General features: G+C 65.7%; 16 protein-coding genes. 5 read left to right on the top strand and 11 right to left on the bottom strand.

The window, feature by feature from the left end; genetic code table 11:
• Positions 1-32: 32 nt before the first annotated feature.
• The 3 genes from V0R62_RS07430 to phoB form a co-directional block, all read right to left on the bottom strand.
• Positions 33-1,373, bottom strand: coding sequence for a hemolysin family protein (locus V0R62_RS07430; protein WP_028689967.1), 1,341 nt, complete (start codon positions 1,371-1,373; stop codon positions 33-35).
• Positions 1,374-1,557: 184 nt separating this feature from the next.
• Complete coding sequence (phoR, locus tag V0R62_RS07425; RefSeq protein ID WP_330103360.1) at positions 1,558-2,829, bottom strand: phosphate regulon sensor histidine kinase PhoR; 1,272 nt, start codon at positions 2,827-2,829, stop codon at positions 1,558-1,560.
• 72 nt (positions 2,830-2,901) lie between these two features.
• A complete protein-coding gene (phoB, locus tag V0R62_RS07420) occupies positions 2,902-3,591 on the bottom strand; it encodes a phosphate regulon transcriptional regulator PhoB (RefSeq protein WP_003253341.1) in 690 nt (229 codons plus the stop codon).
• Positions 3,592-3,765: 174 nt separating this feature from the next.
• On the opposite strand from phoB, the gene V0R62_RS07415 reads away from it, so the two are divergent.
• Positions 3,766-4,134, top strand: coding sequence for a COG4315 family predicted lipoprotein (locus V0R62_RS07415; protein WP_330103299.1), 369 nt, complete (start codon positions 3,766-3,768; stop codon positions 4,132-4,134).
• A gap of 108 nt (positions 4,135-4,242) precedes the next feature.
• Here the strand turns inward: V0R62_RS07415 and ubiA are convergent, their stop codons facing one another.
• Positions 4,243-5,133, bottom strand: a complete 891-nt coding sequence (ubiA, locus tag V0R62_RS07410) for a 4-hydroxybenzoate octaprenyltransferase (RefSeq protein WP_330103298.1) — start codon at positions 5,131-5,133, stop codon at positions 4,243-4,245.
• Positions 5,133-5,690 (bottom strand): chorismate--pyruvate lyase family protein, encoded by a 558-nt coding sequence (locus tag V0R62_RS07405; protein WP_186712288.1) that lies wholly within the window; start codon positions 5,688-5,690, stop codon positions 5,133-5,135. Before V0R62_RS07405 ends, ubiA begins: the two co-directional genes overlap by 1 nt.
• A gap of 248 nt (positions 5,691-5,938) precedes the next feature.
• Between V0R62_RS07405 and V0R62_RS07400 the strand changes: the two genes are divergently transcribed.
• The 4 genes from V0R62_RS07400 to V0R62_RS07385 all read left to right on the top strand — a co-directional run bounded on the left by V0R62_RS07400 (position 5,939) and on the right by V0R62_RS07385 (position 8,282).
• Positions 5,939-6,106, top strand: a complete 168-nt coding sequence (locus V0R62_RS07400) for a rubredoxin (protein ID WP_028689962.1) — start codon at positions 5,939-5,941, stop codon at positions 6,104-6,106.
• Between the two features lie 33 nt (positions 6,107-6,139).
• Entirely contained in the window at positions 6,140-7,288 is a 1,149-nt protein-coding gene (locus V0R62_RS07395; RefSeq protein ID WP_330103297.1) for an NAD(P)/FAD-dependent oxidoreductase, read from the top strand.
• A gap of 188 nt (positions 7,289-7,476) precedes the next feature.
• Positions 7,477-7,773 carry an HU family DNA-binding protein gene (locus V0R62_RS07390; RefSeq protein ID WP_050707543.1) on the top strand — a complete coding sequence of 99 codons (297 nt, stop codon included), beginning with the start codon at positions 7,477-7,479 and terminating at the stop codon, positions 7,771-7,773.
• 134 nt (positions 7,774-7,907) lie between these two features.
• Positions 7,908-8,282, top strand: coding sequence for a hypothetical protein (locus V0R62_RS07385; protein ID WP_050707542.1), 375 nt, complete (start codon positions 7,908-7,910; stop codon positions 8,280-8,282).
• A gap of 149 nt (positions 8,283-8,431) precedes the next feature.
• Here V0R62_RS07385 and V0R62_RS07380 read toward each other — a convergent pair whose 3' ends face one another.
• The 6 genes from V0R62_RS07380 to exbB form a co-directional block, all read right to left on the bottom strand.
• The gene (locus V0R62_RS07380; protein WP_330103296.1) at positions 8,432-9,841 is read right to left on the bottom strand and encodes an aminoacyl-tRNA deacylase and HDOD domain-containing protein; all 1,410 of its coding nucleotides are present in this window, start codon (positions 9,839-9,841) and stop codon (positions 8,432-8,434) included.
• 77 nt (positions 9,842-9,918) lie between these two features.
• Entirely contained in the window at positions 9,919-11,997 is a 2,079-nt protein-coding gene (gene recG / locus V0R62_RS07375) for an ATP-dependent DNA helicase RecG (RefSeq protein ID WP_330103295.1), read from the bottom strand.
• A gap of 4 nt (positions 11,998-12,001) precedes the next feature.
• Positions 12,002-12,928 (bottom strand): hydrogen peroxide-inducible genes activator, encoded by a 927-nt coding sequence (locus tag V0R62_RS07370; protein WP_028689956.1) that lies wholly within the window; start codon positions 12,926-12,928, stop codon positions 12,002-12,004.
• A 95-nt stretch (positions 12,929-13,023) separates the two neighbouring features.
• Positions 13,024-13,758, bottom strand: a complete 735-nt coding sequence (locus tag V0R62_RS07365) for an energy transducer TonB (RefSeq protein WP_028689955.1) — start codon at positions 13,756-13,758, stop codon at positions 13,024-13,026.
• Positions 13,755-14,183, bottom strand: coding sequence for a TonB system transport protein ExbD (gene exbD / locus V0R62_RS07360; RefSeq protein ID WP_023632733.1), 429 nt, complete (start codon positions 14,181-14,183; stop codon positions 13,755-13,757). Before exbD ends, V0R62_RS07365 begins: the two co-directional genes overlap by 4 nt.
• A gap of 3 nt (positions 14,184-14,186) precedes the next feature.
• Positions 14,187-15,173, bottom strand: a complete 987-nt coding sequence (gene exbB, locus V0R62_RS07355; RefSeq protein WP_330103294.1) for a tonB-system energizer ExbB — start codon at positions 15,171-15,173, stop codon at positions 14,187-14,189.
• Positions 15,174-15,305: the final 132 nt, after the last annotated feature.

Genomic DNA, 15,305 nt, shown 5'->3' with positions numbered 1-15,305 from the left:
CGCGATAGGGCTGCAAAGCAGCCCCAGGGACATCAATCCAGCTTGAGCACCTTGGCCAGCACGATCTTCGGCCCTTTCATCTTCTTGATGATGATGCGCAGGCCTTCGACCTCCAGCACTTCCTCTTCCTCGGGCACGCGCTTGAGGGTCTCGTAGACCAGCCCGGCCAGGGTTTCCGCCTCGATATGGTCGAGGTCGACGCCCAGCAGGCGCTCGACCTTGAACAGCGGCGTATCACCGCGTACCAACAGCTTGCCCGGTTGGTAGGCGAGGATGCCGCGCTCGGTCTTGCGGTGTTCGTCCTGGATATCGCCGACCAGCACTTCCAGCACGTCTTCCATGGTCAGGTAACCGATCACCTTGCCATCGGCTTCCTCCACCAGCACGAAGTGCGCGCCGCCCTTGCGGAACTGCTCCAGCAGCTGGGACAACGGCATGTGCCGGGAGACGCGCTCCAGCGGGCGGGCGAGGTCCTCGAGGTCGATGGTCTCGGGCAGATGGTCAAGCTCGGCCAGCTCCAGCAGCAGATCCTTGATGTGCAGCAGGCCGGTGAATTCCTCGCGCTCGGCGTCATACAGCGGGTAGCGGCTGAACTTGTGGCGGCGCAGCAGGGCGAGGATTTCCTTCAGCGGGGCATGGGCGTCGATGCTGACCATGTCCTCGCGGGAGTTGGCCCAGTCGACCACCTCCAGCTCGCCCATCTCCACGGCCGAGGCCAGCACGCGCATGCCCTGGTCGCTAGGATCCTGGCCGCGGCTGGAGTGCAGGATCAGCTTGAGCTCCTCGCGGCTGTAGTGGTGCTCGTGGTGCGGCCCGGGCTCGCCTTGGCCGGCGATGCGCAGGATGGTATTGGCGCTGGCGTTGAGCAGGTAGATGGCCGGGTACATCGCCCAGTAGAACAGGTACAGCGGCACGGCGGTCCACAGCGACAGCAGCTCGGGCTTGCGGATTGCCCAGGATTTCGGTGCCAGCTCGCCGACGACGATGTGCAGGTAGGAGATCACGAAGAAGGCGACGAAGAACGAGATCGCCTTGATCAGCTCGGGGCTGTCCACGCCCACGGCGGCCAGCAGCGGCTCCAGCAGGTGGGCGAACGCCGGCTCGCCGACCCAGCCCAGGCCCAGGGAGGCGAGGGTGATGCCCAGTTGGCAGGCCGACAGGTAGGCGTCGAGCTGGTTGTGCACCTTGCGCAGGATGCTGCCACGCCAGCCATGCAGCTCGGCGATGGCTTCGACCCGGGTGGAACGCAGCTTGACCATGGCAAACTCGGCGGCAACGAAGAAGCCGTTGAGCAGCACCAGGAACAAGGCGAAGAGAATCATGCCGAAATCGGCGAACAACGAGGTGAGGCTGATACCAGGGGAAGGGTCCATGATGGAGTTTTTACGGGGTCCGTCTTTGAATTCAAGAGAAAAAAAGTGCCAGCGATGGCTGGCACGGGGGATCCAATGTAGCGGTTGGAGCCGCAAAAGCAAAGGGGATGCGTCCCATCGCGGGGCAAGCCCGCTCCCACGATCACTTAGGCAATGCGTGGGAGCGGGCTTGCCCCGCGATGATTCAGGCTTTGCTTGACACCAATTGCGCCGGCGTAAAGTGGCAGGTAAAGGTGCTGCCATGCCCCGGCACGCTGCTGATTTCCAGCCGTCCGCGATGGCGCATCAGCACATGCTTGACGATCGCCAGCCCCAGCCCGGTGCCGCCGGTATTCGATGCACGGCTGGAGTCGACCCGGTAGAAGCGTTCGGTCAGGCGCGGCAGGTGCTTGGCCTCGATCCCCACCCCCGAGTCCTGCACGCTCAGGTGCGCGCCCTGTTCGTCGGCCCACCAGCGGATGCGGATATTGCCTTCGTCCTGGGTGTACTTGACCGCGTTGAACACCAGGTTGGAGAACGCGCTGCGCAGCTCCGACTCACTGCCCTTGAGACGAATGCCGGGCGCCGCTTCCAGGCTGATACGCTGGTTGCGCGGGCCGGACAGGGCCTGGGCGTCGTTCTTGATGGCACTGAGCAGGGTGTCGACCAGCACCGGCTGGTTGTCGGAGGGGTAGTCGGTGGCCTCGAGCTTGGCCAGCAGTAGCAGGTCGTTGAGCAGGGTCTGCATGCGCGAGCCTTGCGCGCTCATCTGCTGCAGGGCGCGGCTCCAGCGCGGGTTCACGTCCTCGACGTTGTCCAGCAGCGTCTCCAGGTAACCGGTGATCACCGTCAGCGGCGTGCGCAGCTCGTGGGAGACGTTGGCGACGAAGTCCTTGCGCATCTGCTCGAGCTGGTGGATGCGGGTCACGTCGCGCACCAGCATCAGGTGTTCGTTGTTGCCGTAGCGGGTCAGGTGCAGCTGCACGCGCAGGCGGTCGTTGATCGGCGACGGAATCTCCAGCGGCTCGGCGTAGTTGTCCGACTCGAAGTACTCCTTGAAGCGCGGGTGGCGCACCAGGTTGGTCACCGGCTGGCCGCCGTCCTGCGGCGTCTTGAAGCCCAGCAGGGTCTCGGCGGCGCGGTTCCACCATTCCAGGTTGCCTTCGCTGTCGAGCATGATCACCGCGTCGCGCAGTGCCGCAGTGGACTCCTGGACCCGGTCGATCACCGCCTGCAGGCGACCGCGTACGCGCTGGTCGCGACGCTGCAGGTGGTAGATGCTGTCGAACACCTCGCCCCACAGGCCGTAGCCGTCGGGTGGCGCCTCGTCGGGCTGGTGGTTGCGCAGCCAGTCGTGCAGGCGCAGCAGTTGCTTCAACGTCCAGCCCAGATACAGGGCCAGGCCGATGGCCAGGCTCCAGCCGTAGTAGCCGCTGACCAGCCCGCCGATCAGGCAGACGGTGATCAGCAGGAGCATGTGGCGAATCAGGGTCGCGTGCCAGTTCTGGTTCAATTGACAGTCCTTGTACAGCGGGCGCCGGGGCTTCGATCAGCTCTTGGTCGAGAAGCGATAGCCGGTGCCGCGGACGGTTTGTACCAGATTTTCATAGGCTTCACCCAGCGCCTTGCGCAGGCGACGGATGTGCACGTCGACGGTGCGTTCCTCAACGTAGACGTTGCCGCCCCAGACCTGGTCGAGCAACTGGCCACGGGTGTAGGCGCGCTCCTGGTGGGTCATGAAGAACTGCAGCAGGCGGTATTCGGTAGGACCCATCTCGGCCGGCTTGCCGTCGATGGTCACGCGGTGACTGATTGGGTCGAGCAGCAGGCCGCCGACTTCGATCGGCGCCTCGCTGTCGCTCGGGCCGGTGCGGCGCAGCACGGCCTTCAGGCGCGCCACCAGCTCGCGGGGCGAGAACGGCTTGGTGATGTAGTCGTCGGCACCGACTTCCAGGCCCTGGATCTTGTTGTCTTCTTCACCCTTGGCGGTGAGCATGATGATCGGGATGTCGCCGGTCAGTTCGTCGCGCTTGAGGCGGCGGGCCAGCTCGATGCCCGAAGTGCCCGGGAGCATCCAGTCGAGCAGGATCAGGTCCGGCTTGCGGTCGACGATGATGGCGTGGGCTTGTTGCGAGTTCTCGGCCTCGAGGCAGTCATAGCCGGCCATTTCCAATGCAACGGCGATCATCTCGCGGATAGGCGCTTCGTCGTCGACGATCAGAATGTTTCTGCCAACCATGCTCAATTACCTCTCCCAGGAACGGTGTCTTGGCCCGCATTAGATAACGGAATTATTGCAGCTGTGTGACAGGGTGTTGGCCATTCTGGCGACATTGCGTGACTGGACTAGGCTTCAGGGGGCCGCGAAGGCGGCGCGCAAGCTCAATCCATTCCCGAAACAATGGTGATTCCAATGACACGACATACGCTGAGCTGGATGGCCCTTTGCGCTGCGCTGGCAGTGCCGGGGGTGGCGTCGGCTCATCACGCCATGGAAAAGGACGGCATGTGGGTCGATCATGACGGCATGACGCTGTACACCTTCGACAAGGATGCCGGTGGCAAGTCCATGTGCAATGGCGAGTGCGCCAAGAACTGGCCGCCGTTGATGGTCAGCGATGGTGAGAAGGCCGAAGGCAAGTGGACGCAGATCAAGCGTGACGACGGCAAGATGCAGTGGGCCTACGACGGCAAGCCGCTGTACACCTTCATCAAGGACAAGGAGGCCGGGGAGACCACCGGTGATGGCATGAAGGACGTCTGGCATATCGCCAAGCCTTGAGATTGCCGGAGATCGCTTTGCGATCTATTCGCGGCACAAGGCCGCTCCTACAGGAGAGTGGGAACCCCTGTAGGAGCGGCCTTGTGCCGCGAAGGGCTGCAAAGGTTTTCAGCGCAACGCGTAATCCAGCACCACCCCGGCAAAGATCAGCATCCCCGCCCAATGGTTGTGCAGAAATGCCTTGAAGCACGACTCCCGATCCAGCTTGCGCGTCGACCAGAACTCCCAGGCGAAGCACACCGCCGCCGCCAGCAGCCCCAGGTGGAACCAGCCGCCCAGCTCGAAGCGGTTGCCCGCCAGCAGCAGGCAGCCCAGCGACAGCAACTGCAAGGTCAGGATGATCACCCGGTCGGCCTCGCCGAAGAGGATGGCGGTGGATTTCACGCCGATCTTCAGGTCGTCGTCGCGGTCGACCATGGCGTAGTAGGTGTCGTAGCCCACCGTCCACAGCAGGTTGGCGATGTACAGCAGCCAGGCGCTGGCCGGCAGCTCGCCGCCCGCGGCAGTGAAGGCCATCGGGATACCCCAGGAGTAGGCGGCGCCCAGCACCACCTGCGGGTAGTAGGTGTAGCGCTTCATGAACGGGTAGCAGAACGCCAGGGCGACCGCGCCGAACGACAGCCACACCGTGGTGGCGTTGGTGCACAGCACCAGCAGAAAGCTCGCCCCCACCAGCAGGGCGAACAGCACCAGCGCTTCGCGGGGTTTGACCCGGCCGCTGGCCAGTGGCCGGTCGGCGGTGCGCTTGACGTGGCCGTCCACCTTGCGGTCGGCGAAGTCGTTGATGCAGCAGCCGGCGGCGCGCATCAGCACCACCCCGAGGCCGAAGATCAGCACGTTGGCCAGGGTCGGCGAGCCGTTGCCGGCGATCCACACCGCCGACAGGGTCGGCCACAGCAGCAGGTAGATGCCGATCGGGCGGTCCATGCGGCTCAGCTGGATGAAGTCCCAGGCCCGTGGGTGCAGGCGGTTGAGCGACTTGAGCAGTTGCAGGTACATCAGCGGTTCTCCTCCTTGGCCGCGTGCCACAGGGCGGGCAGGAACACCTCGGCCACCAGCAGGTCGAGGCCGTCGCGCTCGAAGCGCGAGCGCCGCCCCCACAGCCCTGCGCCGGCGACCTCGGCGGGCAGCCAGCCCTGTGGATAACTGCACACTTCGATCGGGTGGCGGACGAACGCCTGGTCACAGAACAGCAGCTCGCCCAGTGAGCGGCTACCAAGGGTCTCCAGGTCAAGCCCACCGCGCTCCAGCGCCGTGCGGCTGGCCACGCTGCGAGCGAACACCCACGGATGGCCATGGCCACGCAGGTAGACCTCGCGCACCCAGCCCTGCGCGCCGGGGGCAAGGCTCAAGGCGGCGCATTCGTCGTCGCGCAGGGGCTGCCAGCCCTCGAACAGGGGGGTGACGCTGAAGTGGTCGTGGGAGAGACGGGTCAGGCGACGGGTCAGGGAGCCTTCGTCGAACAGCCAGCCCAGAGTCGGCTGGTCGAGGGTGGTCGCCAGCTGCGGATACGCCAGCCACGCGACAGCGGCTGCTTGCGGGGTTTCGTACGGCACGTCGGTATGCTTGATACAGGCCAGAGAGGCGGCGAGCTTAGCATGTTTGCCCGGACTGCTTGCATACTGCTGGCAGGGCCAGTACAAAGCCCCCACGAATTGCGCGGTGGCCCCTTCGCGGGCAAGCCCGCTCTCACAGGTACAGCGCAGCCCTCGGGAACTGCGCGTCCCTTGTAGGAGTGGGCTTGCCCCGCGATGAGGCCGTCAGCTGCAACGCACCCTTAAGCCTGACCGAGGAACAGCAGTAAATGAAGAAGTGGCAATGTATTGTCTGCGGCCTGATCTACGACGAGGCCCAAGGCTGGCCGGACGACGGCATCGCCCCCGGCACCCGTTGGGAGGACGTACCGGAAGACTGGCTGTGCCCCGACTGCGGCGTGGGCAAGAGTGATTTCGAAATGATCGCCATCGGCTGATCGCAACCCTGGCTTGAAGAAGGAACGCACGACATGACGTCCCCCGTGGTGATCATCGGTACCGGCCTTGCCGGCTACAACCTGGCGCGAGAGTTTCGCAAGCTCGACGGCGACACGCCGCTGTTGCTGATCACCGCCGACGACGGTCGCTCCTACTCCAAGCCCATGCTGTCCACCGGCTTCGCCAAGCAGAAGGACGCCGACGGCCTGTGCATGGCCGAGCCGGGCGCCATGGCCGAGCAGCTCAAGGCCGAGATTCGCACCCATACCCGCATCAGCGGCATCGACCCGGGTCACAAGCGCCTGTGGATCGGCGAGGAAGCGGTGGAGTACCGCGACCTGGTGCTGGCCTGGGGCGCGCAGACCGTGCAGGTGCCGGTCGAAGGCGATGCGGGCGAGCTGATCTTCCCGATCAACGACCTGGAGGACTACGCACGCTTTCGCGCTGCGGCCGCGGGCAAGCAGCGTGTGCTGATCCTCGGTGCTGGCCTGATCGGTTGCGAGTTCGCCAACGACCTCAGCCTGGGCGGCTTGCAGTGCGAGGTCGTCGCCCCCTGTGAGCAGGTGATGCCGACCCTGCTGCACCCAGCTGCCGCCGCGGCCGTACAGGCGGGCCTGGAAGGGCTGGGCGTGCGCTTTCACCTCGGCCCGGTGCTGACCCGCCTGCAGCGTGCAGGGGATGCGCTCGAGGCGCACCTGTCCGATGGCAGCGTTATTTCCTGCGATCTGGTGGTGTCGGCCATCGGCTTGCGTCCGCGCACCGACCTGGCGGCGGCGGCGGGTCTGCAGGTCAACCGTGGCGTGGTGGTGGACCGCCAGCTGCGCACCTCCCACGCCAACATCTTCGCCCTGGGCGACTGCGCCGAGGTCGATGGCATCAACCTGCTGTATGTCATGCCGTTGATGACCTGCGCCCGTGCCCTGGCCCAAACCCTGGCCGGCAACCCGACCGCGGTGGCCTACGGCCCGATGCCGGTCACCGTGAAGACCCCGGCCTGTCCGCTGGTGGTATCCCCGGTGCCGCCCGGCCATGAGGGCACCTGGGTGGTCGAAGGCGGCGGCGCCGACCTGAAAGTGCTCTGCCACGGCGCTGATGGCCAGCTGCTGGGCTACGCCCTGACCGGCGGCGCGGTCATGGAGAAACTGGCGCTGAATCGCCAGTTGCCGCCCTTGATGGCGTAAATAGCCGGCGTTCTGTCGGAATTATCCTGTTCTTGCCGCGACAATGGCCGCCCAGATACTGGCGCGGCCCCGGTCGGCGTGCCATCCTCACTGGCGTCTGCCGCAGCCTAGAGCCTGCGGTGCCTTGAACGCTGCTCTCTTCGGCAGCACGGCATAACAACAAGAAATTCCGTCAAAGAGGCTTCACTATGCGTAAACCAGAACTCGCCGCCGTCATCGCCGAAAAGGCCGATCTGACCAAGGAAAAGGCCAACCAGGTCCTCAACGCGATTCTCGACAGCATCACCGGCGCGCTCGACAAGGACACCGTCACCCTGGTCGGTTTCGGCACCTTCGAAAAGCGCCACCGTGGCGCCCGCACCGGCAAGAACCCGCAGACCGGCCAGCCGGTCAAGATCAAGGCCAGCAACACCGTTGCCTTCAAGCCGGGTAAGAACCTGCGCGACAGCGTCAACGCACCGGCCAAGCCTGCCAAGAAAAAGTGACCGAACAGGTTCACCAGACGGGCGCCTGGAGGCGCCCGTTGCGTTTCTGGTAAGCAACTGCGGCGAACTTGCATAAACAGGGCGAGAAACGGATAAACTGCGCGACTCAGTCACTTTTCATTCGAGGCGTGTTGATGAAGTTTCGCTTTCTTCTCTGGGCCATGGGGCTGCTGATGGCCAAGGCCAGCCGCAACAACCCGGCGTTCCAGCAGCAGCTGCAGGACAAGGACCTGGTCTTCCAGATGCAGACGCTCGACGGCAAGGTCGCCCGGCACTTCATCGTCAAGGACCTGCGCATCAGCAGCAAGGGCGGCCTGCACCCGCAGCCGGCCTTCGCCATCGCCTTCAAGGACGCCGCCTACGGCTTCGCCACGCTGCAGGCCGGTAACAAGCAGCTGGCGTTCATGCAGGGGATTCAGGAGAAGAACATCCAGATCAAGGGCAATCCGGCGCTGGTGATCTGGTTCCAGGGCTTGATGAAGTACCTGAAGCCGAAGAAGAAGGCCTGAAATTTCAGGCACAGAGCTTTTCATGTAGGAGCGGCCTTGTGCCGCGAAAGGGCCGCAAAGCGGCCCCAGCTACTCCAGCAACCGTGCAGACAACCCTAGGGCCGCTCTGCGACCCTTTCGCGGCGCAAGGCCGCTCCTACAGGGTGATCTTAATGCGAGTGCGGCGCGTGGAACTGCGACGCCAGTTCGCGCAGCAGGGCCTCGGCCTCCAGCACCTTGTTCACCACCTCTTCGGCCTTCTCTCGAGTCAGCCCCAGGCGCTCGAGCAGGGCATCCGGGATCTCATCCTTCGGCCCCGAGCCGATCCCCCGGGCGCGCAGCAGGCGCGTCGCCAGGCACACCAGGTTGGGGAACGCCGCATAATCACCGTCGTACGCCGGGTCGTGCTGGAAACGCAGGGCCGTGGACAGTTCATCGGGCATATCCCACAGCTTCATCAGCCAGGCCCCGATCTGTTCACGGCTAATCCCCAGCAGGTGCTGTTCCACATAGCTGTGGCATAGGTGCGGGTTGACCTCCAGGTGGCGGCAGATCAGCGAGAAATGCGGCGGAAAGACGTGGGCCAGCAGCAGGTAACCGAAGTTGTGCAGCAGGCCGGCCAGGTAGGTCAGGCCCGCTTCCGGGCGCTCGGCGCGCGGCATGGCGCGGGTCAGGCCCTCGATCACCGCAGCGGTGTAGATCGACTGCTGCCAGTACGGCGTGGCCTGTTGCGGGTGGTCCTTGGGCAGGCTCAGGGTCTTGCCCAGGGCCAGGCCCAGGGCCAGGTTGATCACCAGGTCGAAGCCCAGCACACGGACGATGGCGTCTTCCACCGAGCGAATCTTGCCGGGCGAGGCGTAGTACGGGGAGGCAGCCCAGCTGACCACCTGCGCGGCCAGGGCCGGGTCGGTCTCCACCACGCCGGTGATGTCGTCGATGCTGGCATTGGGGTCGACGCGCAGCTTGATGATCTTCTGCGCGGTGTCGGCCAGTGGCGGAATCTCGATGGTCTGTTCCAGGCGTTGCTGAATGCGACGGGCGGTGAAGGCCTGGACGGCGCGGATGACCTCCTTGGGAGGGCCGTCCAACTGATCGAAACTCAGGCGAATATCGCTGATCTGCTGGCCGAAGGTGCTGGCGCTGGCCTTGAACAGCATCTTCTTGAAGGCCGTCCTGCCGATTTCCAGGAGCAGGCCGGCTTCGCCGGACTGGATCAGCAGCGTCTCGTTGTCGAGCAGGCTCTTTTCGTACTGGCAGGGCGAGCTGGTCAGGGCGGGAATCGCCGGCAGGGCCTTGAGGTGATGCTTGTCGAGCATCTGCCTCAGGCGCTCCAGCGGCACGGCCTTGAGCTTGCGGCCGGTCAGTTCCTCGAGGCGCTTGAGGTCCAGCAACTGGCTTTGCGGGAACAGCACCATCAAGGCACCGATCTCGTCATCGAGCAGCACGGCCTGTACCCGCGAGGCGGCCGGCAGTCCCGGGTGCTCGGGCACCTCGCGGAAGCTGACGCCGAGCTTGTCGAGCAACAGCCGGATGACAGACGGTGCGTGTAGGGTTGCGGTATCCAGGGCAACTTCAGTCATGGCCTGTATCCAATCATTCTGTAAACGCGAAGTATAACCAGCCTGGCCGCCAAGCTGGATCCATTATGGGACGGGCGTCACACCTGGCCATATTGTTGACCGTGGCGCAGCCAGCGGTCGAGCAACGGGCTGACATGGTCGGGCCAACGTGCCAGCAGGGCCTGGGCGGCGTCGCGCACGGCCGGTAGCAGGTCGGCGTCGCGCATCAGGTCGGCGACCTTGAACTGCAGCAGGCCGGTCTGGCGGGTCCCGAGCATCTCGCCGGGCCCACGCAACTCCAGGTCCTTCTCTGCTATGACGAATCCGTCGTTGGTTTCCCGCATGATGCCCAGGCGTTCACGGCCGATCTGCGACAGTGGCGGGTGGTAGAGCAGCACGCAGTGGCTCACCGCGCTGCCACGGCCGACCCGGCCACGCAGCTGGTGCAACTGGGCCAGGCCCAGGCGCTCGGGGTTCTCGATGATCATCAGGCTGGCATTGGGCACGTCGACGCCGACCTCGATCACCGTAGTGGCCACCAGCAGTTGCAGGTCGCCGGCCTTGAACTCGGCCATCACCGCGGCCTTTTCCGCAGGCTTCATGCGCCCGTGGATCAGGCCCACGCGCAGCTCGCCCAGGGCGCTGCCCAGCTCCTCGAAGGTGCTCTCGGCGGCCTGGCAGGTGAGTTCCTCGGATTCTTCGATCAGGGTGCACACCCAATAGGCCTGGCGGCCTTCGGCGCAGGCGGCGCGGACCCGCTCGACCACCTCGAAGCGACGGCTGTCGGCGACCAGCACGGTGTTCACCGGGGTGCGCCCGGGCGGCAGCTCGTCGAGGATCGAGGTGTCCAGGTCGGCATAGGCGCTCATGGCCAGGGTGCGCGGGATCGGCGTGGCGGTCATGATCAGCTGGTGCGGGCACAGCTGGCCCATGACGCCCTTCTTGCGCAGGGCCAGGCGCTGCTGAACGCCGAAGCGGTGCTGTTCGTCGATGATCGCCAGGGCCAAGTGCTTGAACTGCACCTCGTCCTGGAACAGCGCGTGGGTGCCGACCACCATGGGCGCGCCATTGGCGATCTGCTCCAGGGCGCTGGCGCGGGCCTTGCCCTTGAGCTTGCCGGCCAGCCAGGCGACCTCGATGCCCAATGGCTCGAGCCAGCGCTTGAAGGTGATGAAATGCTGCTCGGCGAGGATCTCGGTGGGCGCCATCAACGCCACCTGGTAGCCGGCCTCCAGGGCCTGCAGCGCCGCCAGGGCGGCGACCACGGTCTTGCCGGCGCCGACGTCGCCCTGCACCAGGCGCATCATCGGCTCCGCCTGGCTGAGGTCGTAGGCGATCTCGTTGCCGACGCGCTGCTGGGCGCCGGTCGGGCTGAAACCGAGGTTGGCCAGGTACTGCGCCGGCAGGCGGCTGGCCTTGGGCAATACCGGCGCACGCAGGCTGCGCAGGCTCTCGCGCAGGCGTTGCTGCGAGAGCTGGTGGGTCAGCAGCTCTTCGAAGGCCAGACGATGCTGGGCCCAGTGATGGCCCTCGGCGAGTTCCTCGAGGTCGGCGTCGGCCGGCGGGTTATGCAGGTAGCGGATGGCGTCGCTGAGCGGCGCCAGCTGGTAGTCGCGGGCCAGTTCGTCGGGCAGCCAGTCGGGCAGGCTGCGCGGACCGAGCAGGCCGAGGCTCTGCTGGCACAGCAGGCGCAGGCGCTGTTGGGTCAGGCCTTCGGTGGTCGGGTAGATCGGTGTCAGCGTCTGTTCGACTGGCGGCGGTGCTTCGTCGCCGTTCAGCGCCCGGTATTCCGGGTGGTAGATCTCCAGCCCCGAGGCGCCGGGGCGGGCTTCACCATAGCAGCGCAGGTGGGTGCCACGCTTGAGACCCTCCTTCTGCGCATTGCTGAAATGGTAGAAGCGCAGGCTCAGCGTGCCGCTGCCGTCGCCCAGGCGCACCACCAGGCTGCGGCGCTTGCCCATGGTCACGTCGGCCCCGCTGACCACGCCCTCGATCACCGCGTCCTGGCCCGGACGCAGCTGGCCGATGGGCACCACGCGGGTGCGGTCCTGGTAGCGCAGCGGCAGGTGGAACAGCAGGTCCTGCAGGCTCTCCAGGCCGACCTTGGCGAGTTTTTCCGCCATGGCGTCGCCTACGCCCTTGAGCGTGGTGACCGGGACGTTCGACAGCTCGGTCATGGGTTCAGGCCGGTTGTTCCACCGGCGGCTTGGCCACCGAGCAGAGGCGGATCGAGTCGGCGAGGATCTCGATGGCCTTCGGCCGCGGGAAGCTGGCGCGCCAGGCGATGGCCACGGTACGGAACGGTGCGGGCGCAGTCAGCGGACGGACTTCGATGACGCCCGGCGCGTAATGATGGCTGTGCACCGCCGACAGCGGCAGGATCGACACGCCCAGGCCCGAGGCGACCATGTGGCGGATGGTTTCCAGCGAGCTGGACTCGACCGTGGTGTGCTTGGAGCCCTCGCCGCCCTTGTTCAGCGTCGGGCAGGCTTCGAGCACCTGGTCGCGGAAGCAGTGGCCCTCACCGAGCAGCAGCAGGCTCTTGTCGTTGAGCATGGCGGTGTCGATGGTGTCCTTGGCGGTCCACGGGTGGTCGGCCGGCATCAAGGCGCAGAACGGCTCGTCGTACAGCGGCAGGGTCAGCACGTCGGCCTCGTTGAACGGCAGGGCGATGATCACCGCGTCCAGTTCGCCGTTGCGCAGCTTTTCGCGCAGCACGTGGGTGAAGTTCTCTTCGATGTACAGCGGCATCTGCGGCGCCACGCGGTGCAGCTGCGGGATCAGGTGCGGGAATAGATAGGGGCCGACGGTGTAGATGGCGCCGACCTTGAGTGGCGCGGTCAGCTGGTTCTTGCCGGCCTGGGCCAGCTCGCGGATACCTTGGGCCTGCTCCAGTACCTTCTGCGCCTGGGCGACGATGCTCTCGCCGACCGGCGTGAGGCGTACCGCGCTCTTGCTGCGCTCGAAGATCAGCACGCCGAGTTCGTCCTCGAGCTTCTTCACGCCCACCGACAGGGTCGGCTGGCTGACGTGGCAACGCTCGGCCGCGTGGCCGAAGTGCTGCTCTTGCGCGAGGGTGACGATATAGCGAAGTTCGGTGAGGGTCATAACGTGCGTCCATGAAGTTGCGGCCCCAGCATAGCGGCTGCAATTGATAGACGCACGTTATCAGACTTGCCGTTTTGTGACAGAAACAAAAAACGTCAACGTCGGTCCAGCGAGTAGACGAACGGCGCGACGACTTCGATCGTGCCATTGTTCAGCAACTCCGCCGGAGGCTTGGGCACCGTGCCGGCACGGCGGATCATCTCCAGCGTGGCCCGGTCCAGCGCCGCGCTGCCTGAACCACCGGCCAGCGCGTACGAGACCACCTTGCCTTCGGCGTCGACCACGAAGCGCAGGCGGTTGATGCCCTGCAGCCCACGACGGCGAGCGTCCTCGGGGTACTTCTTGTACTTGGCCAGGTGGCGCAGCAGGTCGCTCTGCCAGCTCGGCAGGGCGTTGCTGTTGGACGCGATGCTCGGCTGCGGCGCCGCCGACTTCTGCGGTGGCGTGTTGCTCGGCGGGGTGTCCGCGACGTCGTCCTTGGCCGGTGGCTCGTCCTTCGGCGGCTCGAGCTTCTTCTCGGGCTTGGGCGGCTGTGGCTTGGCCTTGGGCTTGGGTGGCTTGGGGATGGCGATCTTCGGCTTCGGCGCCTCTGCCAGCTTCGGCAGCGGCGGTTCCTCGACCGGCGTCGGCGGCTTCGGGGCGGCCTTGGGTGGTGGCGGCGGCGCGGGCTCGGGCAGCGGTGCCAGCTCGACCATCATCGCTGCCGGCGGCAACTCGAGGGCCTGGGGCACCGACCAGTTGAGCGTCAGCAGCACGGCGACCGCGTGCACACCCAGCACGATCGCCAGGCTGCCACCGTAGCGCGCCATGTTTGAGCGCGTTTTCGTCATTTCTTGGCTGCCGTCTCGAGTCCGACCAGGCCGACCTTGAGGTAGCCGGCGGCGCGCATCGTGTTCATCACTTCCATCAGGTCGCCGTAATCGACGCCCTTGTCAGCCTGGAAGAAGATGGTGGTTTCCTTGTCGCCCTTGGTCTTGGCGTCGAGCATGGCGCCAAGCTGGTCGCGCTGGGCCACCTCGTCGTCGCCGAGGTAGAGCTTCTTGTCGGCCTTGACGCTGACGAACACCGGCTTCTCGGGCCTCGGCGCGGGCTTCGCGGTCGAGGCGGGCAGGTCGACCTTGATGTCGACCGTGGCCAGGGGCGCCGCGACCATGAAGATGATCAGCAGCACCAGCATCACGTCGATGAACGGCGTGACGTTGATTTCGTGGTTCTCGGCGAGGTCGTCGCCACCTTCGTTGAGATGCAGGCCCATGGCTTACCCCACTTTCACCATGTGCGGGGCGGCGCGCTCGCTGCCCTGGTGGTCCAGATCGCGGCTGACCAGCAGCAGCACCTGGGCGGAGGCGTCGGACACCTGTGCCTTGTAGCCGGCGATGGAGCGGGCGAAGACGTTGTAGATGACCACGGCCGGGATCGCGGCGACCAGGCCCAGGGCGGTGGCCAGCAGGGCTTCGGCGATGCCCGGGGCGACCACGGCGAGGTTGGTGGTCTGGGTCTTGGCGATGCCGATGAAGCTGTTCATGATGCCCCACACGGTGCCGAACAGACCGACGAAGGGTGCGGTGGAACCGATGGTGGCCAGCACGCCGGTGCCGCTGCTCATGGTCCGGCCACTGGCGGCTACCAGGCGCTCCAGGCGGAAGCTGACGCGTTCCTTGATGCCTTCCTTCTCGCGGGCGTTGGCCGACAGGCGCATCTCTTCGAGGGCGTCATGCACCAGGGTGTGGGCCAGGGTGCCTTCCTTGTTCGACACCTCGCTGGCCTCTTTCAGGCTTACCGAGCGCTTCAGGGCGGCGATCTCGCCACGCAGGCGGCGCTTGGCGCCCATCAGCTCGAAGCCCTTGGCGATCCAGATGGTCCAGGTGATGATCGAGGCGATGGCCAGGCCGATCATCACGGCCTTCACCACCACGTCGGCGTTCTTGTACATGCCCCACGGGGACAGGTCGTGGGCCATGCCCAGCGAGGTGTCTTCGACCATCGCCTGCACGTTCTCGTCGGCTGGAACCTGACCATCCACCGGAGCATTTGCGTCAGCAGGCGCGGCGATCGGCGCGGCAACCGGTGCCTGGCCTTCGGCGGCTGGCGTGGCCGGGGCGGCGGCAGCGGCGGGTGCCGGGGTAGCGGCGACAGGCTCATCGGCCATGGCTGCCGGGGCCAGTACCAGGCTGAACATCAGCGCGGCAATGGCGCGCCAGGCGCGCGACGGGGTTGGCGAAGCGGAAGGTTGAGTACGTGTCATGCTGGCCGGACCTGATGAAGAGAAATGGGTTGAGTTCTTCAAGGCCTCGAAGCAGGCCGAGAACAGACAGGGTCGCCATTATTGCAAGTAATTCTTGTTAACAAAAGTAATACTGTTGCTTTTTTTGACCTT

This window comes from Pseudomonas carassii, assembly GCF_036324045.1.
Taxonomy (GTDB): Bacteria; Pseudomonadota; Gammaproteobacteria; order Pseudomonadales; family Pseudomonadaceae; genus Aquipseudomonas; species Aquipseudomonas peradeniyensis.
Note: the sequence above shows the minus strand (reverse complement) of the source record. Positions and strands in the feature narration are given on the sequence as shown.